Source organism: Limnoglobus sp., from assembly GCF_059499385.1.
In genome coordinates, this window is the sequence record NZ_JCABYM010000119.1 from 1 (window position 1) to 23,523 (window position 23,523).

Sequence of the window (23,523 nt, forward strand, 5' to 3'; positions counted from 1 at the left end):
GGGGAGGGAGGTTACCCCCCTCCCTAGCCCTCCCCCCCAAGGGGGGAGGGAACAAGACCAAAACCAAGACTCGCCGTGCGGCGGGTTCTCGTTCCTGCGTTTGCCAGTGCTCGTGCTCCTCGCCACGTTCGTCGTCATCATCTCGCACGGCTGCCACGGGGACGACGTGGACCACGAACCCGTTGTTGCGCCGCCGTTACACATCGACCGGGAATAACCCGGCCCGCCCGGTATCGTGGTGGGTAGCCCCATCACGTCCGGAGTGGTCCCGATGCGTGCCCTTCTCCTCCTGTCCGCCTTCGCCGCCGTCGCCCTGATCCCGACCCCGCCCGCCGACGGGTGCGCCATCCCGTGGCGGCCGAACCAGCCCGTCGCCGTCTCGTCCGAGGACGCCCTCATCGTCTGGGACCCGACGACCAAGACCGAGCACTTCATCCGCCGGGCGAACTTCCAGACGGACGCGAAGGACTTCGGGTTCCTGGTGCCGACGCCGACGCCGCCGGAGCTGGCCGAGGCGAACGACAGCATCTTCGACACGCTCTCGGCGGCCACGGCCCCTCGCATCATCTACGAAACGCGGAAGCAGACGGTCTACCGGAACGCCAAGACGCAGGTGGCCGGGGCCGCGCCGGCCGCCAAGGCCGCGCCGCCGCCGACGGTCCAGGTGCTCGACCGGAAGAAGGTCGCCGGGTACGACGCCGTCGTGCTGAAGGCGAACGACCCGAAGGCCCTCCGCGACTGGCTCGACAAGAACGGGTACGACGCCCGCAAGGAGCTGGTCGAGTGGTTCAAGTGGTACACGGACCACGAGTGGGTCATCACCGCGTTCAAGCTGTCGAAGGACGGCAGCCTCGCGAACCGGCTGACCGGCCGCACGGTGCGGATGACGTTCAAGGCCGACGCGCCGTTCTACCCGTACCGCGAGCCGGCCGACATGCGGCCGAAGGACGCGGCCGGCCAACGGATGCTCAAGGTGTTCTTCCTCGCCGACAAGCGGTACGAGGGGACGATCGGCAAGGAAACCGCGTGGCCCGGCGCGGCGGCGTGGGCGAACGCGGCCCCGGCCGGCACGGCGCACGGCGTGTTCGACAACCTCGGCCTGGAGCCGAAGGCGAAGGACGCCCTCGCGGCGAAGGCGTGGCACCTGACGGAGTTCGAGGACAAGTCGTTCCCGCGGCCGGGCACGGACGAGGTGTACTTCAAAGTGGCGGCGAAGCAGGACGCGCTGGAGCGGCCGCCGGTGATCGTGCCGGTTTACCAGTACGAGTACGTGGACGGCCCGGAACCCGGCAGCGCGGCGGCGCAGGAGCGGTTCGCATTCCCGATCCTCCTCGGCGTCCTCGCGGCCGTCGTCGGCGTGATCTGTTTGGTCGGGTGGCTGCTGCTGAAGAAGTAAGACATGGCCCGCAGATGACGCGGACTTCGGCGCAGATGAAAACCGGATAAAGCAACAGATCAAATCTTTGTTCTGATCCTCTTCATCTTCGCTCTTATCGGCGTCATCTGCGGGCCATTCTTCACTTCCGCTCGAACACGACCTTCCCGCCCACGAGCGTCAGCAGCACCTTCGTGTCGCGGATGTCGGCGGCCGGGCACGTCAGCACGTCGCGGTCGATCAGGATCAGGTCGCCGAGCTTCCCGACCTCCAGCGTGCCCTTCAACTTCTCCTCGTGGTGAAGGTAGGCGTTGTTGACCGTGTACAGCCGCAGCGCCTCCTCGCGGGTCAGCGCCTCGTCCGGCCGCAGAACGCCGCCGCGCTCGAGGGTGCGCGTCACCGCGACCCAGACGCCGAGCCACGGGGACCACGGGTTCGTCGAGTCGAGCGGGTCGAACCGGAGCATGTGGTCGCTCCCGCCGCCGACGGTCGTGTGCGCCAGCCACGACTTGTACGGCTGGAACCACCGCATCCGGTCCGGGCCGAGCACCTTCAGGAGCGTGTGCCCGTCCTTGAACAGCCACGCCGGTTGCACGTCGGCGCACACGCCGAGTTCCCGGCAGCGTTCGAGGTTGCGTTGCGACGGGAAGTTCGCGTGCGTGATGCAGTACCGCATCTCCTTGACGGACGTCATCCGGTTCGTCAGCTCGTAGGCGTCGAGCAGCACGTCCATCGCGCCCTCGCCGGCGGTGTGGGCCGTCACCTGCCACTTCCGCTTCGCCGCCTCCTCGACGACGATCTGCAACTGCTCCGGCTTGATGAAAAGGAGGCCGCGGTAGTCGTCCTGCGTGATCTGGTACGTGTCGCCGCGGGGCCACGGCTGGCGCATGAACGCGGACCCGTTGAGCATCCCGCCGTCGAGGAACAGCTTGATCGGCCCGACCTTGACCCACGCGTCGCCGGTCCCGGTCGGCCCGCCGAGGTCGGCGAGCCGCTTGGCGACGTCCTCCCGCGAGCCGGCCGGCGAGAAGCTACGGGCGACGTTCACGCGAACTGTTAGCTCGTTGTCCTTCTTCAAGCTCTCGTACAACTCGTAGTCGGCCTTGCTCGCGTTGCGGTCGGCGACGCTCGTGAGGCCGTGCGCGTTGTAGAGGGCGAACAGCTTCTTGACCGCGGCCCGCCGCTTCTCCGGCGTGAGGTCGTCGGCCGCGCCGGGCACGCCCTTCAGCACGCCGTAGGCGTTCCGCAGCATCCCGGTCGGCTCGCCGGTCGCCTCATCCTTCACGACCTGCCCGGCGGCCGGGTTCGGCGTGTCCTTCGTGACGCCGGAGATTCGCAACGCGACGGAGTTCGCGACGCCCGCCGGCCCCGCGTGGTACAGCACCGGGTGCTTCGGGGCGAACGCGTCGAGTTCCGCCTTCGTGGGGAAGCGGGCCTCCTTCAGCCGGGTCGGGAAGGCGTAGCGGATGACGATCCACTTGCCTTCCGGCGTCGTCGCGGCCTTCTGCTCGATGAACGCTTGCACCTCGGGGATGGACCGCAACAGCGGCAGCGGCTCGCCGGCCTCGCTGGTCGCCGCGCCGTTCGGGTGGACGTGGCTGTCCATCAGCCCCGGCAGCACCGTCTTGCCGTTCGCGTCGATGACGCGGGTGTTCGGCCCTTGCAGCTTGAGAACGTCCGCGTCCGCGCCGACGGCGACGATCGTGTCGCCGCGGATCGCCACGGCTTCCGCGATGGTGGACTTGGCGTCGAGGGTGACGACCTTCGCGCGGTGGATGATGAGGTCCGCGGGATCGGCCGCGAGGAGGAACGGGAGGGAGAGAAGGAGGAAGTGGAAATGTTTCATGATGGGGGAGATTGTAGGCGCTTCCGCGGGCGAGCCGAGCGGCGTCGCGGTTCGGGAGCAAGCCCCAGACTTCCGAAGTCCGGCTTCGACTTCGGAAGTCGATCCCGCGCCGCAGCGTTCACGACGTTCGCAGACGCCTCTTATCCCCTCGACTTCCGAAGTCGAAACCGGACTTCGGAAGTCTGGGCCTCTCGCTCACCACCACGTCCCGACTGCGGCTAATTACTTCACCACCTCGATCTGCTTTTCGTCATCGACCTCGATCTGCACCTGCTCGCGGAACTTCGACAGCTTCCCCTTCACCCGCACGGTCTTGCCCTGGAACGTGTCGCCGGTCGCGTCCTTCAAGGCCCCGCCGCGGGCCGCCGCGTTCACGACGACGGTGAAGTTCTTCGCGTCCCGGAAGTCGGTTTCGCTATTCAGGAACAGCCGCTTCTTGTCCGCCGTGAGCCGGCCGCCCTTCACCTCGAACTGCACCGTCACTTCCGCCCCGACCGTGCCCTTCAGCGCGTCGGCCGCGGTCAGCACGCCGGCCGGGGTCGGCTTCGCCGCCGCCTGCTCCGTCGGCGTCAGCAGCCCGAGCCGGATCGCGTGCCGGACGACGATCTCGCCGTCCTCGTCGCGGAGCTGCAGCGTCATCCGGGGGCTGGTCTCGCTCGCCCAGTCGATGGTGATGAACCCGAAGTTATTGCCGTAGGGCATCGCCGCGACCCGGTGCTTGTTCTTCTCCGGGGCACGCCACGCCTTGTTCCCCTGGTTGAACCCGCTCGCGGTAATGTCGTAGAGCGGGTACGAGATCATCCCCGTCGCCATCGACAGCTCCGCGAGATGGCGGTCGCCGCTGAGGAAGATGACGCCGTTGGCCTTCGTGTCGCGGAGAAGTTTGAACAGCCGGTCCCGCTCGTGCGGGATGTTCGCCCACTTCTCGAACGGGTGCTCCTCGCTCAGCACCTGCACGCCGGACCCGATCAGCCGCACCTCGGCCGGGACCTTCAGTTGCTCCTCCAGCCACGCCCATTGCTCCTCGCCGAGGAACGTCGCGGCCGGGTCGGTGTTCGGCAACGACTCCGTCACCCGCAGCTTCGGGTTGAACTTCGTCGCGATCTGGCTCCGGTGGTAGCGGCCGTCGAGGACGATGACCTGCACCCGCTTCCCGGCCGGGCCGAACACCTGCGAATGGTAGACGCCCTTCCGCGTCCGCCGCGGCGAGTCCTTCGGCACGTCGAAGAAGTCGAGGAAGATTTGCTGCGACTCGTCCTTGAGCGCGAACCGGGCGTCCGCGTCGTTCTTGCCGTAGTCGTGGTCGTCCCACGTGGCCACGATGGGGACGCCCTTCTTCAGCTTCGCGAACTCCGCCTCGCCCGCGAGCTTGTCGTACTTCGCGCGGATGAGCGCGGGGTCCACCTTCTTCGACTTGTCCAGGTCGGCGTACATCGTGTCGCCGAGTAGGACCAACAGCTCCGGCTGGAGCTTGGCGATCGACCCCCAGATCGGGCACGGCTTATCCTGGTCGGCGCACGACCCGAACGCGATCCGGGTGACTGGCTTCTCCTGCGCGGCCGCCGGCAGCGCCGCGACGACCAGGGCGAAGGCCAACAGAAGGCGGGGCATGGCGTTTCTCTTAGAGGTGGGCCGGGGCGGAATCCGCGCGATCCGCGTGCCGACTTCGACGGTCCCGGCCATTTTTCACATTTAATCTCTTGTGGAAAGGGGGGCCGTTCGGACAAGATAAGGAATAGATTCCGTCTCATCGAACCTTCACTATCATCGACGTGCTTACGGACCCTCCCCAGGCCGACCGGGATTCCCTTCATCCCTCCCCGGTGACCGCTTCGGACCGTCCCACGCCCGCGCGCACAACCACGAACCCTTCACCGCCCCATCAGGAGTGCCGTCATGGCCAAGGCTCGAAATGACTTCACGGACATCCTCGTCAAGAAGAAGCTGATCAGCCCCGACCAGGTCGAGGAAGCCGCGAACATGGCGGCGTCCACCGGCCTCCGCCTGCAGGACGCCCTCGCCAAGCTGAACTACGTCCCGCTGATCGAGTCGTCCCGCGCGATGGCCGAGCAAGGCGGGTTCGAGTTCATCGACCTCACCGCGGCCGAAATCCCGAAGGCCGTCACGGAACTCGTGCCCGAGTCGGTCGCCCGCGAAAACGTCGTGCTGCCGCTGGCCCTCGAAGGCAACATGATGAAGATCGCCATGAGCGACCCGACGAACATCGAGGTGCTCGACAAACTGCGGTTCGTGCTCAACCGGGACATCCAGCCGGTTCTTGCCCCGCAGGAACAGATTCAGGAAGCGATCAACCGGAACTACGGCCAGACGGAAACGGAGTCGGTGGACTCCATGCTCGTCGAGTTCACGGACACGGCCATCGAGTTCACGCAGGTCGAGGGGGCCGGCGGCGGGAACCTCGCGGCCGGGGACGAGAGCGACGCCCCGGTCATCCGGCTGGTGAACCTCATCATCTCGGAAGCGATCTCGCAGCGGGCGTCGGACATCCACGTCGAGCCGTTCGCCGACCGCGTCCGCATCCGCTACCGGATCGACGGCGTGCTGGTCGAACGGGACGCCGTGCCCCGACGCCTCCAGTCCGCCCTCACGTCCCGCATCAAGATTATGTCGAACATCGACATTTCGGAAAAACGACGGCCCCAGGACGGTCGGATCAAGATGACGGTGAACAACAAACACTTCGACCTTCGTGTGAGCCTGCTCCCGAGTTGCCACGGCCAATCGACGGTGATGCGGATTCTCGACCGCGGTAATATTCAAATCAGCATTCGAGACCTCGGCTTCGCGGAAGACGAGTACATCCGCTTCCAGAACATCATCAAGCGGCCCAACGGCATCTTCCTCGTCACGGGGCCGACGGGGTCGGGGAAGACGACGACGCTGTACGCCGTCTTGAACGAGTTGAACCGGCCGGACCGAAAGATCATCACGGCGGAGGACCCGGTCGAGTATTACCTCCCCGGCATCAATCAGGTGGAGGTCAAGCACCAGATCGGCCTCGACTTCGCCCGGATCATCCGGTCGATGTTGCGGCAAGCCCCGAACATCATCCTCGTGGGCGAAATTCGAGATAAAGAGACGGCAGAAATCGCTGTCCAGGCGTCTCTGACTGGACACTTGGTTTTCAGTACACTGCACACGAACGACGCGCCCAGTGCCATCACCCGGCTCACGGACATCGGCGTCCCGCCATTCCTCACGGCCAGCTCGGTCATCGCGATCATGGCGCAACGGCTGGTCCGGGTGAACTGCCCGAAGTGCAAGGAGCCGTACATTCCCTCCGAGGGCGAGTTGAAGGCGGCCGGTCTGACCGTCGAGAAGGCGAAGGCCGGCAACATGATGAAGGGACGAGGGTGCCAGTATTGCCGGCAGGGCGGCTACCGCGGCCGGCAGGCCATCTTCGAGATGATGCGGATGAGTGGAGCTTTGCGGGAATTGACGTTCGCGCAAGCCCCGGCCCAGGAGCTGCGCCGCAAGGCCCGCGCGGGCGGGATGCGGACTTTGCTGGACGACGGCGTGGGGAAAGCACTTAAGGGCGCGACGACGCTGCAAGAGGTCTTGAGCATCTGCCACGCGGAGGCTTTGCTACTGGATAAGCATTGATAAGCATTGATTTGTAGGGCGGGTCAAGGCTTTGCGCCGACCCGCCGGGGGACCGCAGCCACGCGGAGGACCGCCGAACCGGCTGGGAGCGCAACGGCGGGTCGGCGCAAAGCCTTGACCCGCCCTACGAATGGCCGGCGGAGGCCAGGCCGGCCGCACGCAACGACTTACGGAAACCGGACCGCCGGAGGCGGCCGGTGGGACGGACGGACCCTATTCACGGCCGGGAAAGATTTTCCGGCCAGTTTTGGTGTCGCGACGAACCCGGCGAACAATCGAACATGCCCCGAGCGGAACAGGACTCGCCATTTCCCCGCTCGGGACCCATCGACTCGTGGGCGTCGCGCACCGTTAGGAGTGTGCCGTGGCCAGTGTGGCAATGGAGAAGTTGCTGGCAACAGTCATCCAGCTGAAGGCCAGCGACTTGCACATCAGCGTCGGCCAGCCGCCCGTCGTCCGGGCCGGTGGGCGGATGCGCAAGCTCGACGCCAAGCTCCTCGACCCGGACGACACGACCGGGCTGATGAAGTCGATCACCCCGGACCGCTGCCAGCAGGAGTTGCAGCAGAAGGGGGGGGCCGACTTCGCCATCGAGTACACCGACGGCGTCCGGTTCCGCGTCGCCATCTTCAAGCAGCGCGGCACGATCGGCATGGTCATGCGGCGGATCCCGTCGCAGTTCCTCACGTTCGAGCAACTGCGGATGCCGGAAGCCATCCGCTCGCTCATCGTCCGGCCGCGGGGCCTCCTCCTCGTCACCGGGCCGACCGGGTCGGGGAAGACGACCAGCCTCGCGTCGATGATTAACTTCATCAACGACAACTACGACCGGCACATCATCACGCTGGAAGACCCGATCGAGTACTACCACAAGCACAAGAAGTGTACCGTCAACCAGCGGGAAATCGGCGTGGACGTGCCGGAGTTCAAGGAGGGCATCCGGCGCGCCCTGCGGATGGACCCGGACGTGATCCTCGTCGGCGAAATGCGCGACTTGGAAACGATCCACGCCGCCATCGAGGCCGCCGAAACCGGGCACGTCGTCTTCGGAACGCTCCACACGTCCGGGGCCGCGTCCACCGTCAACCGGATCATCGACGTGTTCCCGAAGGAACAGCAGGACCAGGTCCGCACGCAGCTCTCGACGGCGCTCATGGGGGTGCTGTCGCAGGCGCTGTTGCCGAAGATTCCCGAGAGCGTCATCGCGGCCTACGAGATGATGGTCGTCACGCCGGCCATTCAGAACCTCGTCCGGGAGAACAAAGTCTACCGGATCGACTCCGCCATCCAGACCGGGCGGAAGCACGGCATGTTCCTGCTCGACGAGTCGCTGTTCAACCTCTGGAAGGACCAGCTCGTCGAGAAGGAAGAGGCCCTCCTCAAGGCGGCGAAGCCGGCGGAACTCGCGGCCAAGATCGCGGCGTTCGAGCGCGGCCTGCTCGAGGACGAGGACGACGAGGACGAGGACGACGACGAGGATGACGACGACGACGATGACGACGACGAGGATGACGACGACGATGATCGTCGCAAACCTCGGAAGGCCCCGTACAAGCGGTAACTGATCGGACCCGGCCGCGCCCGCGGCCGGGTTTTTCCCATACACCCGGCCACGCGGTTCCCGACCCGGTCGAGCCGCCGGCCCAGCGAAGGCCCCGAACTTATGTCCACGACCCCGCCGACCCCGAACGACCCGAAGAAGCCGGCCGTGCCCGGCACGCCGCCGGCCGCCGCCGGCGCGAAGCCGCCGGCCCCCGCACCGGGGCAGAAGCCGGCCGCGCCGCCGCAGGCGAACGGGGCGAAGCCGGCCGTCCCCGGCCAGCCGGGGGCGCAACGACCCGTGGCCCCCGCGCCGAAGCCGGCCCCCGCGCCGGGGCAAGCCCCCGCGCCGAAGCCGCAACAACCGGCCGCCGGCGGGCCGCCGAAGCCCGCGACGCCAGGACAGGCTCCGGCCCCGAAGCCGGCCGTGCCCGGCGCGCCGAGGCCGCCCGCCGCGCCCGGCCAGAAGCCGGCCGCCCCTGCCGCCGGCGCGAAACCGGCCGCGGCCCCGGCCCCCAAGCCCGCGCCGAAGCCGCCGCAGAAGAAATCGCTCACGCACGTCGATGCGAACACGAAGCAACTCGGCCAGAAGCTCGTGGACCTCGGGTTCCTCGACGACGCGCAGCTCGACTCCATCTACGAGGAGATGCGGACGAGCGACAACAAGCTCGCCGAGATCGTCGCCGAGCGGGGCCTCGTCAACGAGGACCAGCTCCTCCAGGCGCAGGCCGAACTGCACGGGATGAAGGTGCAGTCGCTGGAGGACGTGAAGCCGAGCAAGGACGCGGTCACGAAGGTCCCGAAGACCATGGCCGACCTGTACCGGGTCGTGCCGATCTCCTTCGACAACAACGTCCTGACCGTGGCGATGTCCGACCCGAACAACCTGCAGGCGCTCGACGACATCCGCAACTTCCTCGGCATCACGGAGGTCAAGGCCGTGCTCGCGCCGCCGAAGGCGGTCGAGGAGCTGACGGCGAAGGCCTACGGCGTCGGCGGGGCCGGCGGCGGGGCCGACGAGGAGTCGATCGCCAGCATCATCAAGGAGCTCGAGGGCGACGCCGACCTGAACAAGGCCGCGATGAAGCGGGAAACCAGCATCGACCTGAACAGCATCGAGGAAATGGCCCACTCCGCCCCGGTCCGGAAGCTCATCAACATGGTCATGCTCATGGCCATCCGCGACCACGCCTCGGACGTCCACTTCGAGCCGTTCGAGGACGAGTACAAGATGCGGTACAAGTGCGACGGCGTGCTGTACGAGATGGTCCCGCCGCCCCGCCACCTCGCCACCGCCATCGCCAGCCGGATCAAGGTCATGTCGAACCTCGACATCGCCGAGCGGCGGCTGCCGCAGGACGGCCGGATCGAGCTGAACCTCGGCGGCAACCGGATCGACATGCGGGTCAGCGTCCTCCCGACGCTATTCGGCGAGTCCGTCGTCATCCGGGTGCTCGACCAGTCGAACGTCGGCCTGTCGCTCGACAAGATCGGCATGCCGGGGCCGCTGCTCGCCCAGTTCCGGCAGGTCATCAAGAAGCCCAACGGCATCGTCCTCGTGACGGGGCCGACGGGGTCCGGCAAGACGACGACGCTCTACTCGGCCCTGTCGGAACTGAACGACATCGAGACGAAGATCATCACCACCGAGGACCCGGTCGAGTACGAAATCGACGGCCTCGTGCAGTGCCCGATCAACCACGAGATCGACCTGACGTTCGCGTCCGCCCTGCGGGCCATCCTGCGGCAGGACCCGGACATCATCCTCATCGGCGAGGTCCGCGACCTGGAGACGGCGCAAATCTCGATCCAGGCGTCGCTCACGGGCCACCTCGTGTTCAGCACGCTGCACACGAACGACGCCCCGTCGTCGATCACGCGGCTGCGGGACATGGGCGTGGAGCCGTTCCTCATCACCGCGACGCTGGAGGCGATCCAGGCCCAGCGGCTGGTGCGGAAGGTCTGCCAGGTCTGCAAGACGGCCTACGAGCCGACCCGCGACCAGCTGATGGAGTTGAACGTCACCCCGGAGCAGTTGAAGGGCGCGAAGTTCTTCTACGGCGAGGGCTGCGACAAGTGCAACAACCTCGGGTTCAAGGGCCGGACCGGGATTTACGAGCTGATGCTGATCGACGACGACATCCGCGACATGATCAGCCGCGGGGCGTCGAACGACCAGATCCGGGCGTACACCCGCAAGATCGGCATCAAGGGCCTGCGGGAGGCCGGCATCGAGGCGCTGGTCGGCGGCATGACGACGCTCGAAGAGGTCGTGCGGGAAACGATCGTGGAGGACTAAAGTCGTTGTTTCAGGGCGTGGCGTGCAATCCTGGGACCGCGGGCGTCCCGCCCGCCCACCTTCCCGGCCACCGGGATCCGCCTCAAGTGGCGGGGACCGTGGCGGGCGGGACGCCCGCGGTCCCAGGGATGAAACAACCAATCGCTCAACCCTTTCGGCTCGCACCGGAGGTTTGAGGCAGACCGCGAACGACTCCAAATTTCGGCGGGGCTGTTTTTTGGTTTTCCGCCCCGCCGGTGCAAAATAGGTCAGCCCGACGGCTGACGACCAATACCAGCCGCGAGGCGATGCCGAGCGCGGAGTTCCACCCCCAGGGGCACGACATGCCGACCTACAAATTCGAGGCGCTCGACACCTCCGGCCAGGAGGTCAAGGACTCGGTCGACGCGACCAACGAGGAAGAGGCGTCGCAGAAGATCAAGGCGATGGGCTACTTCGTCACGAAGCTCACCGCCGCGCAGCAGAAGGGCGGCAAGAAGGGGAAGAAGAAGACCGGCAAGAGCCGGAAAACCTTCGTCATCGGCGGCGTCTCGCAGAAGATGCTGTGCATCTTCACCCGCCAGTTCAGCACGCTCCAGGACGCCGGGCTGCCCGTCCTCCGCTCGCTGCGGATCCTCGAAAAGCAGATGAAGCCGAGCGCCCTCAAGAACTCGCTCATCGACGTGGTCGAGGACGTGGAGTCCGGCTCGACGCTCTCGGAAGCGCTCAGCCGCCACCCGAAGTGCTTCGACCGCCTCTACGTGAACATGGTGAAGGCGGGCGAGGCCGGCGGCGCGCTCGAAGTCATTCTGCAACGCCTCGCGGAGTTCAAGGAGAAGGCCCAAAGCCTGAAGCGGAAGGTCGTCGGGGCGATGGTGTACCCGAGCGTGGTCATCATGGTCGCGGTCGGGATTTTGACGTTCATCATGGTGTCGATCATCCCGAAGTTCAAAAAGATCTTCGAGGAGTTCGGCCTCAGCCTGCCGCAGGCCACGAAGATCCTCATCGACGTGTCCGACTGGGTGGCGAACTACTGGTACGTCATCCCGCTGTTCCCGCTCGGCGTCTACCTGCTGATAAAGCTCATCCGCTTGACGAGAGCCGGGAATTACGCGCTCGACCGAATGGTCCTCTGGATACCCGTCGTCGGGAGTCTCGTGGAGAAAACCATCGTCGCCCGGACGATGCGGACGCTCGGGACGCTCATCAGCTCCGGCGTGCCGATCCTGGAGGCGCTCTCGATCGTGAAGGACACGGCCAACAACGTGGTCTTCGAGCGGATGTTCCAGCGGGTTTTGGAATCCATCCGGGAGGGGGATACCATTGCCGACCCGCTGCGGGAGTCGCGGCTGGTGGACGACATGGTGGTGAACATGGTCGAGGTCGGCGAGGAGACCGGCGACCTGGACACGATGCTCTACAAGGTGGCCGACTTCTACGACGAGGAAGTGGACACGCTGGTGAAGTCGCTGATCGCGTTGCTGGAGCCGATCATGATCGTGTTCCTCGGGGGCGTCATCGGGGCGATCGTGATCTCGCTGTTCCTGCCGCTGATCAAGCTGCTGGAAGGGTTGTCGAAATAAGGGTGGCACAAAGCCCGCGGGCGACCGCCCGCGGGGAGTCTTTCCGGAGCCGGTGTCATGGTGAACTTCCACTCCCCGCCGCGGCCCCGCCGCGGGTACACGCTGGTCGAGCTGCTGGTCGTCATCGCGATCATCGGCGTCCTCGCCGGGCTGATCCTGTCGGCCGTGCAACGTGTCAAGGTAAAGGGCGAGGAGGCCGCGCTGCGGGCCGACCTGCAGCAGTTCGAGCAAGCCATCGGCCAGTTCAAGAGCAAGTACAACCGGAACCCGCCGTGGTTCGGGGGCGGCCCGCAGGCCACGTTCCGGCTGTGCAGCGAGTACCCGGACGTGACCCCGGTGAACGCCTGGCCGGAACGGGACATCTTGAAGCGGATGTTCGGCCGCATGAGCGACAGCTTCAACGGCCTGCTCCTCGATCCACTGACGGCCCCGAAGTTCGTCAAGTGGGCACCGACGAGCACGGCCGCCGGCGCGCCGGCCACGTTCAACGGGCTGCCGGTCACGGTGGTGGACGGCCCGGTCCTGCTGGACCCGAACCAGTGCCTGGTGTTCTTCCTCAGCGGCGGCAAGCACGTGGAGTACCTCGGGTTCTCGACGAACCCGACGACGCCGTTCCTGCCGGCGACCGCCCCCGGCCAGCAACGGGCCCCAGGGATGCCGTTCTTTGAATTCCAGAAGAAGAACCTCGTCACCCCGGTCGATTGGCTCGAACGGCACACGGGGGCCTTGAACGCCCTGCCGTCCGCCCCGACCCCGGCCCTGACCGGCGGGGCCGGCGTCTACCGGTGGGAGGGGACCGGGCCGGCCGCGGACAACGTCGGGACGATCAGCAACGAGTCGTGGTACGTGGACCCGTGGGGCACGCCGTACCTGTACATGGCCGCCAGCGGGACCGGGTCCGGCGGCGACTACGTCACCAGCCCGATCGCGCACCCGACCGGCGGCCGCGTCCAGATCGCGCCGTGGGGCGGCAAGCTGTCCGGGTACAACCGCCAAACCACCCGCCAGTACCCGAACGCGGCCGCCTACGCCACGTTCCCGAACATGGGGCCGACGCCGTTCAAGGACACGGCCAACAAGTTCGTCAACCACGGCAGCTTCCAGATCATCTCGGGCGGGCCGAACGGCAGCGAAACCCGCAACGACTACGCCTGGGGCTTCGGCCTCGCCCCGGCCGGCGTCGCGAAGTTCGGGGAGGACGACTTCGACGCCGGCAAGGGGGCGGGCGGGGACGACTTCGCCAACTTCCGCAAGACGTTCCTCGGCGCACCGGATTAAGGAGACCACCCGTGACCACGACCACCCGCCGCCGGCCCGCCGGGTTCACCCTGCTCGAGCTGCTCGTCGTCATCGCCCTCCTGGCGGTCGTCGCGGCCATCGGGGTGGGCACGTACTTCCGCGTCCGCGCGTCCGCCCAGATCGACGCGGACGAGAAGACCATCGCCAAGCTCAGCACGGCGTTCACCCAGCAATGGACGGCCGAGGTGGAGAGCGCCAAGGATGCGTTCAAGGGCAAGGCGAACTTCGGGCAGTACGCGAACGAGGTGGCGAAGGTGAAGGCCATCGCCGCCCAGGACGAGGACCGGGGGCTGGCCCTGTGGACGTACCTTTGGACGAAGAACGCCTTCCCGCAGACGTTCGCCGAGGCGACGACGCCGACCACGATGGCCGTCACCCTGCCCGGCCCGACGGCGCTGACCGTCAGCCTGCCGGCGCGGTTCAGCGGGCTGACCGGGGTGACGGACAACCGCGAGCAGGCGGCCGTGCTGCTCCACCGCATCCTCACGCAGAAGGGGGCGCGGGGCCAGACGTTCGACGAGACGGCCGTGGGCGCGCTGTCCGCCGTCCTGCAAACGACGCCGCCGTCCAACCACCGCGTGTTCACGGACACGCACGGCAACCCGCTCACCTTCGTCCGCATGTGTTCCGGGACGGTGAACGCCGACGTGAACGGCGGCGAGTACGTGACGCCCGGCCGGGCCAGCAACGACCCGTTCGACCCGACGAACCGGCTTCGCACCTACACCGGCAACTACACGGCGACCGTGGAGACGCAGGCGGCGCAGAGCATTTTCGGCCCGACGGTCACGCAGTTCCCGCGACAAAACTGGCTGCCGACGATCGTCGGCCGCGGGGCGGAGTCGGCCTGGGACCCGACGTTCCTAACGACCACGACCGGCCTCATCACGATCCCGGACGGGTATCTCGCCGGGTACAAGCTCCGCCGCCAGGGCACGCGAGGTGACCGATGATCCGCACCCAGACCCGCCGCCCCGGCTTCACGCTCGTCGAGCTGCTCGTCGCCATCGCGCTGGCGATCGCCATCCTGGCGCTGGCCATCGGCGTCAGCCAGTCCAGCGCGTTCGACTCGTACAAGACCGTCGGGGCCGCGGACAAGGTCAGCCAGTGGCTCATCACGTCCAAGAACAAGGCCCTGCGGGACAAGGCCCCGCGGGGCGTCCGGTTCATCACCAGCCCGGACGGGTTCGTCCGCGAGGTGGCGTTCATCGAGCAGCCGGACCCGATCCCGTCGAACGGCCCGCTGCTCGCCGGCACGCGGCTGATCTTCTACTACCCGGCCTACGTGCAAGAGAACACCGTCGCCATGCCGGCGACGCGGACGGTCACCCACGACCCGCCGTTCCCGACCCCGCAGATGGGCGCGCCGGCCTCGCCGTCGAACGTCCGGGCCGTGTACCTCGCCGGGCTGACCGCGGCCCAGCAGAACGATTTGCAGGCGACCGTCCAGGGCGGGGACCTGATCTCCGTCCCGGAACTCCGCACCGTCTTGCGGCTGAACCCGACCCCGATCACCGTGTTCGCGCCGGCGGTCGCGGCCAACATGCCCGGCGGGGCGACGGTGCAGTTGAACGTGACGCCCGAGTCGCTGCCGGAACTCGGCAAGGGCGTCTACTCGTACCACAACAGCTCGACGCTCACGAACGCGATGGGCACGACGTTCCACCCGAGCATCCCGCAGCCGTCGGTCAGCGGCACGCTGGCGGTGACGACGTTCGCCCTCATCCGCGGGCCGCGGCCGCTACTCGGCGAGCCGACGCAGTTGCTGCCCAACGGCATGGCCGTGGACGTGCGGCGGACGGTCCCGCACATCCCGCAGCCGCCGCCGGCGACGCTCCCGCCGACGGTCGCCGTGACGACCAGTTGGAACGCCCCGAGTCCCGACGGGTTCAACAACATCGACATCCTGTTCGCCCCGACCGGCGAGGTGATCGGGGCGACGGAATCGCTGACCGCGCTGCTGGTGCGGGACGTGAACCTGCCGAACACGACGAACCCGCTGACGACCGACTACAACGCGGCCGGGCAGATGATCCTGATCTGCGTCTACAACCGGACCGGGGCGATCTCGACGCAGCCGGTGAACCCGCCGCCGGCGGCGGACCCGTACCAGTTCGCGAAGGACGGCCTCAACACGGGCCTTTGATTCTCCCTTGAAATCGCAGGGATTCGCGATTTTTGGTTCCGCCGGCTCGGACGCGAAGAATCTCACGTGCCGCCGACTCGCGACCGGCACGCGGCCCCGACGCCCCGACTGGGGATTGACCGATGACGCTCCACACCCCGTGGCGACACCGCCGCGGCCTGACCCTGACGGAAGCGCTCGTCGCGATGTTCATCGCCGCCATCGGCATGATCTCGCTGATGACGCTGTTCCCGCTCGGCGCGCTCCAGATGGCGCAGGCCGTCAAGGACGCCCGGTGCGCCGAACTCGCGATCAACGCCGAGTCCTCCATGCGGAACCACTGGCAGGTGGAGATGCTGGAGAAGGGCAACGACGCGACCATCCGGACCACCGACCTCGCCACCGGCAACCCGGTGTTCATCGACCCGCTCGGCGTCGGGGCGTCGCCGAACCCGAACTTCGTCGCCGGCATCACCGGCGCGAACGCCCTGGCCCGGCGGTCCCTCGGGCTGCTCGGCGTTTCCCCCGGCGCGCGGCTGCGGTACTGCTCGCTGCTGGACGACATGACGTATACCGAGTCCGGCGTCCCGGTCGTCACCGGCGGGTTCGTCGAGCGGGCCGGCCGGTACAACTGGTCGGCCGTGCTGCAACTCCCGTCCACCGGGATCGCGACCGTCGCGGACCTGAAGATCCTCGTCTACGACGGCCGCGCCCCGTTCTTCCAGCCGGCGACCAGCGAGACGGACTACCCCGGCTGGGACGAGGCGACGCCGAACGCGACCACGCCGCCGGCCACGACCGCCGGGGCCGCCGTCCCGCCGAACCCGCGGTACGCCCTCGTCGTCCCCGGCGCGACCACGCTCGTGCTGAAGTTCGCCGCCGACCAGCCCGGCCCGACGCTCGGCAAGGGGCGGTGGGTGGCCCTGTACAGCAACAACGCGACGAAGTTGCTCACGTTCCACCGGGTCGTGAGCGTGACGGAAACGGCCGAGACGCGGAACCTGCCCGGCCCGACGCAGATGACGGTCTACACGTGCGAGCTGCAAACCCCGGTCAGCGCCGCCCACTCGACGCTCGGCACGACCGCGATCGTGTTCGCCGGGCTGGCGGAAGTGTTCGAGCGGCCGCCGCTCGTCGGCAAGTAACGAGACCCGCGAGGCGACCATGCGACTGCACCCGACCCTCCACCGCCGCCCCGGCTTCACGCTGATCGAGGTCCTCGTCGCGGCCGGGCTGTGCATGCTCATCATGAGCGTGCTGACGTTCGCGTTCGCCGCCGGGATCGACACGTTCAGCCTGCTGAAATCGACCGGCGAGCTGAACCAGCGGCTGACCGTCGCCGAGACCGTGCTGCAAGGCGACCTGCGGTCCGTCCACCTCGAAGACACCTACGGCCTGCCGCTGAAGGTCAGCCAGGTCCGGTACGACCTGCTCCACACGCCGTTCCAGTTCGACCCGGCCCTCGGCCGGTACGTCCGGCCGCCGGCGAAGGGGTTCTTCCGCATCGTGCAGGAGTCGGTCAGCTTTTCGGAAGGGAACGACCCGGACGGCGTGCCGTCGTCGTTCGCGTACAACCACGTCCTGCACATGACCGTCCGCCGGACGGGGGACCAGCCGCACCGGGCGTTCTTCACCCGCGTGCCGAACCTGAACCCGAACCCGACGGTCCCGAACAACACGGCCAGCGACGCGGCCGACGCCTGGACTAGCGACGCGAAGGCCGGCCTCAGTCACACGGCCGAGTACGCCAGCCCGGGGGCCGTGGGTACGCCCGGCCGGCGGATCGGCGACTTCGGCTACCGCCTCCAGCACGAGTGCATCGGCGGGCTGAGCGGCGGCCTCGCCGGCGCGTCCGACCGGGTGTTCGCGTCCCCGTGGGCGGAGGTCGTCTACTTCCTCCGGCCGACCGGCACGACCACGGCCGGCGGCAGCCGCCAACTGTTCAGCCTGCACCGCCGCGTCCGCGTGCTCACGAAGAACGACAGCAACCTGACGCAACTGAGCTGGCTCCCGTTCCGGGCCGCCGCGCCGGGGATGAGTTCGTCCGGCTCCACCGGCGGGCTGAACGGCCCCGGCGACATCACCGACCCGGTCAACCGGCTCGGCGGGCTGACGAGCACGCGGGTGTCCGTGGCCGCCGGCGCGAACGTCAACGACATCGGCGCGACGGCCGACGCGGCCGGCAACATGACCGGCGAGGACATCCTGCTCACGAACGTGATCTCGTTCGAGGTCAAGGCGTCCTGGGACCCCGGCATCGTCCTCGTCACCACCACGCCGAACCAACTGGCCCCCGTGGGCCCGCCGGCGATCAACCCGCTGGCGGTGCGGGCCCCCGGCGCGGACGAGCGAACGCACCAGGGCAACGTCATCACGCTGCCGTTGGTGCCCCCGCCGGCCAACCCGCTTCTGCCGACCGCGACGATGAACGCCCCGGACCCGTACCTGAGCGACCGCCACGTCCCCGAGTCCCCGACGTTCGACGACCTGCCGCTCGTCCCGTCGCTGCCGCGGGGGTACAGCGCGAACGACACGGCCACGCCGACGGCGAACACCCACAACTTCTCGGAAGGCAGTGGGAACAGCAGTTTCGCCCGGTGGTACACGAACGGGGGCTTCGACTCCGTGAACCCGCCGGCGAACCCGCTGGCGAACCTGAAGCGGGTGTTCGACACCTGGACGAGCCACCCGACGTTCCGGCGGCCCGGCATGCCCGTGGCGACCCCGACGCCGCCGTGGAACGAGCCGGTCTTCGAGCAAACCCCTGGGTCCCACAACTGGTTCCCGAACCCCAACTACGTGCCGCTGCCGATCCGGCTGAAGGCGGTGCAGATCAAAATCCGGATCTTCGACCCGAAGAACAAGCTGACCCGTCAGATTACGCTCGTGCAGGACGTGTAGCCCGCGCCCCCAGGATTTGAAGCGGAAACGAAACTTTGAGGCCGCCGACCGCGGCGGCCCCGGCCCGAACTACGCCCGGACCTTGAGGTGTTGCCATGTTCCTCCCACGCTCGACCCCGCAACTCGCCCGCCGCCGCGGGGCGATCCTGCTGATCGTGCTCACGCTCATCGCGCTGTTCTCGGTCGTCGGGCTGTCGTTCGCCCTGTACGCCGAGGCCGAGGCCGTCAGCGCCCGGACCCGCCGCGAGGCGATGGCCGAGAACGACGCCATCCCGTCGCAGGAGCGGGCCGCCAGCCAGTTCCTAAGCGTCATGCTCTACCCGTCCGAGGGGGGCGGGACCTACGGGACCGGGAACGGCACGCTCAACGCCCTCCGCGGCCACGACTTCGCCACGATGATGTACGGCAACAACGCCGCCGGCGGGAACACCATCCCCTACAACGGCATCGGCACGGTGAGCGAGGACCTGACGGCGAACCCGCTCGCCGCCGTCACCGGCATCACGAACCGGGTGCAGGTGGTCAACTACGCCTGGCAGTACGACCGCACGACGCCGGCCAACAGCCGCATCTTCGACCCCGAGTACCTCGGCGTCCGGGCGAACACCACGGCCGGCCCGACGACCACCTACGTCAGCCGCGCCGCCGGGTACACGTACCCGGACCGGAACAACATGGCCGTCGCCGTGCAGGACTCGACGACCGGCCGAATCATCGTCCCGTCGTTCCACCGGCACAACAACTTCAACGCCCTCACGACGAACGCGAACCTCCGGCTCGCCCCGCCGACGGTCGTGCCCACGAACACCGACTGGACGAACGCGGCCGGCCGCTACCGGCTGATTCGGCCGCGGCCGGCGGACCACAACTACGACTCCGGCGACGGCCGCGGGCTGGTGTCCGACTTCCCGTACCCGCCGCAGAACCCGGACGGGACGTGGACCGGCGACGTGCAGAACATCACCCAGCAGGACGGCCTCCAGTACAACGACGCGGTGTGGGTGAACCCGAACCTGCCGGAGGTGCTCTGGCGGGGCAAGACGCTCAAGCCGCTGATCGCCGCGACCATCCTGCCGCTCGACGCCCGGATCAACGCGAACGTGGCCGGGAACCGGAAGGGTTCGACCGGGGGGATGATGCCGGTCGCCGCTCACGGCTCGACGCACGGGTTCGGCCCGTGGGAAATCAACCTGTCGAGGATCACCAGCGACGCGAACACGATGGTGGACGCCCGCGCCACGCTGTCCGGGTTCAACGCCCGCGGGGCCACCGGCAAGACGGCCAACCCGTTCGCCACGACCGTCACGCCGGCCGCCTCGGCCGTGAACTGGGACGCCGGTGTTACCACGGACCCCGCCGGGATGCCCTCTCAGCCACGCCTGAACTTGCCGACCGGCAATCAGTCCGACCCGACGTTCGGTGCGATCGGCGCGACCGGGTTCGACTTCACCACCACCGGCGGGGCGACGACCGAGTCCGACCGCCACCCGAGCCTGTTCAACCCGTATGCCTGGAACGCCTTCACGACCCCCGGCCGGGTAACGGCCCACGACGACCTCCGCCGGTCGAGCGCGAAGTACGCCGGCAAGGCGAGCGACTACGGCGTGCCGTTCTACGGGCTGACGACGGTTTCGACGGCCCCGGCCGCCCCGGCCGCGGACACCCGCCTGTTCGGGACGGGGCCGACGACGCCGGCGATGCAGTCCAACCGCGTCCGGTCGCTGCTCACCACGGCCAGCAACTCGCTCGCCCGGATCGGCCTCCAGCCGAACTACACCGACTACACGACGAGCAACCTGTCGCTGGTCGGGGGCGTCCTGACGGCGACGGCGCAGAACCTGATCCACCCGCCGACGCTCGGCGTCAGCTCGGACTTCGCGGCCGCCGCCAACCTGCGGTCGGCGATGGCGACGATCGGGGCCGTGGACCTGAACCGGCCGCTGGCCGACTACCGGGCGGCGACGAACCCGACCGGCTCCCTGTCGGCGAACAACATGGCGAACGCCGGGGCCGCCGCGAACGACCGGCAGACGATGGCCCGCGACATCTTCGTCCGGCTGATCGTCGCGACCGGGGCGAAGGCGAACGTCACCGCCGGCGGCACGCTCGTCCTGCCGCAGCCGAGCACGACGACGCCCGGCACGTACGACCTCGTCGCCGCCGGGGACACGACCCAGCAGCAGTACGACGCCCTCCGCTACCTGGCGCAGCTGGCCGCAAACATCACCGACTACGTCGACAACGACGACATCAACACCACGTTCGTGTGGAACCCGCAGGCCGCGAGCGGCCTCTTCGTCCCGGACAACGGGCTGACCGAGATGACCACGCTGTTCGCCAACCCCGGCACCACGCAGCCGCAACGCCAGCAGTACGTCCAGGACCGCACCGTGTTCGGCGTCGAGAAGCCGCGGGTGCTGATGAACGAGGTCTACTCCGAGGTGACGAACGCGCCGGGCGACAGCTCGAACCCCGAGGCGATGAGCGACTTCCACGTCCGCGTGTGGGTCGAGCTGATTAACCCGAGCAACGCCGGGGCCGAGGCGACGGCCCCGATGGGCAACGGGACGGCCCCGCTGACGAGCACGTACACGGACACGACGACGATGATGAACACCACCTGGTCGGCGTACAAGGTGCAGGTGTTCAAGACCGGCTCGAACGTCCGCCAGGCGCTGTTCGACCCGGCCACGCCGGGGGTGACGGGGAACGTGACCGGCCGGGTGGACGGCGCGGCGACGCACGTGGTCGATGCCCTGCTGCCGACGACGGCGACGCTGACGATCGAGCCGAACAACGGTTCGACTCACACGGCCATGACGCCGGCGACCGGGTTCCGGGTTCTCGGCCCGGACCTGACGGGCGCGACGGCCACCAGCGCGCAAGAGTTCATCCCGAACGCCACGACGGCCCCGTACACGACGGGCCTCATCTCCATCCCCGGCGGGACGACGCCGCCGGCCCCGAACGCCGTGCCGCCGTCCCCGACGCTGGCGTACCAGGACACGAAGCAAACGCCGAGTAACATCGGCATGAACACGATCACCCCGCTGCTCGACCAGGCGGTCGTCCTGCGGCGGCTGGCCAACCCGTACCTGCCGGCCAACGACCCGCTGGACGGGACGTACAACGTCGCCCTGCCGGTCAACCCGTTCATCACCGTGGACGTGTTCACGGACGTGCCGGCCCGCGACGCGATCCGCGTCGGCGAACGGGACCCGTTGACCATGAACGGGATGCGGCCGATGGGCGAGCCGGGCGCGCCGGGGTCGCGGTCGTCCGTCGGCCGCATGGCCCCGCACTACGCCCACCGCTCTTTGCCGTTTAACATGGCCGACACGGCCGGGTTCGTGGCCGCCCAGTCCGGACCGAACCCCGCGGACCCGCTCATCAACCCGAACGGGTTGCAACTGAACTTCTTCACCCACAACACCCAGCGGCTCGGGGTGTCGGGGATGCCAGCCCCGACGCCGACGGACATCCAGTGGCTGACCCACCTCGACCGGCAGCTGGTCAACCAGACCGAGCTGACCGTCGCCGCCGCGGTGAAGCCGCACGAGCTGACGTACCGGTTCGTCACCGGCACGTCCGCCGCCCCGGCGTACCACGAGCATACGGCCCGGTTCTACGGGACCTCCGCCGTCCCGCTGTACCGCGCCCTGGAACTGCTGACCGTCCGGCCGTTCGGGTACGGGCTGCCGGCCGAGGGCCGCGTGCCGGGCAAGGTGAACATCAACATGATCTGGGACAAGGCCGTGCTGGAGGCGGTCCTCGACCAGAACGCGTCGAACGCGTTCACGACCGCGGAGGTCGATGCCCTGTGGGCCGTCCTGCAGGGATCGACGGACGACACGACGGCCGGCGGGTACGCGGCCCACGCCCGGACGAAGAACGGGGCGACCCCCGGCCCGACGTTCGACGAGGTCGGTGCGACATACACCGACGCGGGCGGGACAGTCCGCGGCAGCGACCGGCCGTTCAAGCCGCTCGGCACGGCCGCGTTCTCGGCCGCGTCGCCCCCGCCGACGGCCCCGCAGTTCGACCTGCGGCCGCTCGGCAGCGGCATCGCCGACACGATCCTCCGGGACGGCGCGACGCCCGGCACGCCCGCCTTGCTTTCGGCCAGCACGGCGACACACCCGTACCAGCGGGCCGAGATGCTGCGGAAGCTGCACAACAACGTCACGTACACCACCGACACGTACCTGGTGGTGATGACGGTCGGGTACTTCGAGGTCCGCAACCCCGGCCCGTACTCGCCGACGAACCCGCCGGTGCTGGGCAAGGAAGTGTACGACGTGGTGCTCGGCGACATGCGGGGCAAGTTCGTGTCCGTCGTGGACCGGTCGATGCTCGGGGTCGACACCACCGGGCAGCAGGCGGACGGGCTGTGGCAGGCCCCGCTCGGCGAGCAGCCCTACGACCCGACGGCCGGGACGATGATGCCGTTGAACGTGTACTACCTGCGGTTCCCGGCGCAGGGGACGAACGCGGCCGGTAATCAGGTTCACATCCATTACGAGGGCCGGTTCATCAACCTGACCGCCGGGCCGGCCTACCTCGGCGTCGGTCAAGCCGCGGAGCAGGTGACGATCACGGCCCTCGGCGGGCGGAACCCGGACGGCTCCGTCGCGCCGGCCTACGACCCGGTGACCGGCCTCGCGACGGTGACGCTCGCCGCCGGCCCGACGCGGCTGCACTCCGGCGGGGCGTGCGTGAGCAACGCCCTGTCCAGCAACCCCGGCCCGCAGGCGAACTTCGACGTGAACGCCCAGCGGTACAAGGGCGTCGTGCCGTACTTCCAGCAGGTCGAGATGGGGAAGTAGGCCACGACCCGTTGTGGAACCCGGAGCGGGGGGGGGCGGGGGGGGGGGGGCGCGCGCCCCCCCCCCCCCCCCCCCCCCGGGAAAACCCCCCCCCCCGGGGCGGATGGGGGAGGGACCCGCGGGGGCC

13 protein-coding genes are annotated in these 23,523 nt (G+C 68.3%); 11 read left to right on the forward strand and 2 right to left on the reverse strand.

What is annotated here, in order from left to right:
* The first annotated feature begins 271 nt into the window (after positions 1-271).
* On the forward strand, positions 272-1,396 hold the full coding sequence (locus AC5JJ2_RS21625; RefSeq protein ID WP_495860112.1) for a DUF2330 domain-containing protein: 1,125 nt from the start codon (positions 272-274) through the stop codon (positions 1,394-1,396).
* A 121-nt stretch (positions 1,397-1,517) separates the two neighbouring features.
* Here AC5JJ2_RS21625 and AC5JJ2_RS21630 read toward each other — a convergent pair whose 3' ends face one another.
* Both AC5JJ2_RS21630 and AC5JJ2_RS21635 read right to left on the reverse strand, forming a co-directional pair.
* Complete coding sequence (locus tag AC5JJ2_RS21630; protein ID WP_495860113.1) at positions 1,518-3,221, reverse strand: amidohydrolase; 1,704 nt, start codon at positions 3,219-3,221, stop codon at positions 1,518-1,520.
* A 222-nt stretch (positions 3,222-3,443) separates the two neighbouring features.
* Positions 3,444-4,832, reverse strand: coding sequence for an alkaline phosphatase D family protein (locus AC5JJ2_RS21635; protein ID WP_495860114.1), 1,389 nt, complete (start codon positions 4,830-4,832; stop codon positions 3,444-3,446).
* Positions 4,833-5,117: 285 nt separating this feature from the next.
* Here AC5JJ2_RS21635 and AC5JJ2_RS21640 point away from each other — a divergent pair, with 285 nt between their 5' ends.
* From AC5JJ2_RS21640 to AC5JJ2_RS21685, 10 genes are all read left to right on the forward strand, one after another.
* Entirely contained in the window at positions 5,118-6,845 is a 1,728-nt protein-coding gene (locus tag AC5JJ2_RS21640) for a GspE/PulE family protein (RefSeq protein WP_495860115.1), read from the forward strand.
* A 364-nt stretch (positions 6,846-7,209) separates the two neighbouring features.
* Positions 7,210-8,406 (forward strand): type IV pilus twitching motility protein PilT, encoded by a 1,197-nt coding sequence (locus tag AC5JJ2_RS21645; RefSeq protein ID WP_495860116.1) that lies wholly within the window; start codon positions 7,210-7,212, stop codon positions 8,404-8,406.
* 573 nt (positions 8,407-8,979) lie between these two features.
* Complete coding sequence (locus AC5JJ2_RS21650) at positions 8,980-10,683, forward strand: GspE/PulE family protein (protein WP_495860124.1); 1,704 nt, start codon at positions 8,980-8,982, stop codon at positions 10,681-10,683.
* A gap of 323 nt (positions 10,684-11,006) precedes the next feature.
* Positions 11,007-12,245 (forward strand): type II secretion system F family protein, encoded by a 1,239-nt coding sequence (locus AC5JJ2_RS21655; RefSeq protein WP_495860117.1) that lies wholly within the window; start codon positions 11,007-11,009, stop codon positions 12,243-12,245.
* Between the two features lie 57 nt (positions 12,246-12,302).
* Positions 12,303-13,523 (forward strand): type II secretion system protein, encoded by a 1,221-nt coding sequence (locus AC5JJ2_RS21660; RefSeq protein ID WP_495860118.1) that lies wholly within the window; start codon positions 12,303-12,305, stop codon positions 13,521-13,523.
* 11 nt (positions 13,524-13,534) lie between these two features.
* On the forward strand, positions 13,535-14,497 hold the full coding sequence (locus AC5JJ2_RS21665; protein WP_495860119.1) for a type II secretion system protein: 963 nt from the start codon (positions 13,535-13,537) through the stop codon (positions 14,495-14,497).
* Entirely contained in the window at positions 14,494-15,690 is a 1,197-nt protein-coding gene (locus AC5JJ2_RS21670; protein ID WP_495860120.1) for a hypothetical protein, read from the forward strand. The genes AC5JJ2_RS21665 and AC5JJ2_RS21670 overlap by 4 nt, the downstream gene beginning before the upstream one ends.
* A 122-nt stretch (positions 15,691-15,812) precedes the next feature.
* Positions 15,813-16,814: a prepilin-type N-terminal cleavage/methylation domain-containing protein gene (locus tag AC5JJ2_RS21675; protein WP_495860121.1), complete on the forward strand. Its 1,002-nt coding sequence runs from the start codon at positions 15,813-15,815 to the stop codon at positions 16,812-16,814.
* 19 nt (positions 16,815-16,833) lie between these two features.
* Positions 16,834-18,570, forward strand: coding sequence for a type IV pilus modification PilV family protein (locus AC5JJ2_RS21680; RefSeq protein WP_495860122.1), 1,737 nt, complete (start codon positions 16,834-16,836; stop codon positions 18,568-18,570).
* A gap of 95 nt (positions 18,571-18,665) precedes the next feature.
* Entirely contained in the window at positions 18,666-23,396 is a 4,731-nt protein-coding gene (locus AC5JJ2_RS21685) for a hypothetical protein (protein ID WP_495860123.1), read from the forward strand.
* Positions 23,397-23,523 lie beyond the last annotated feature (127 nt).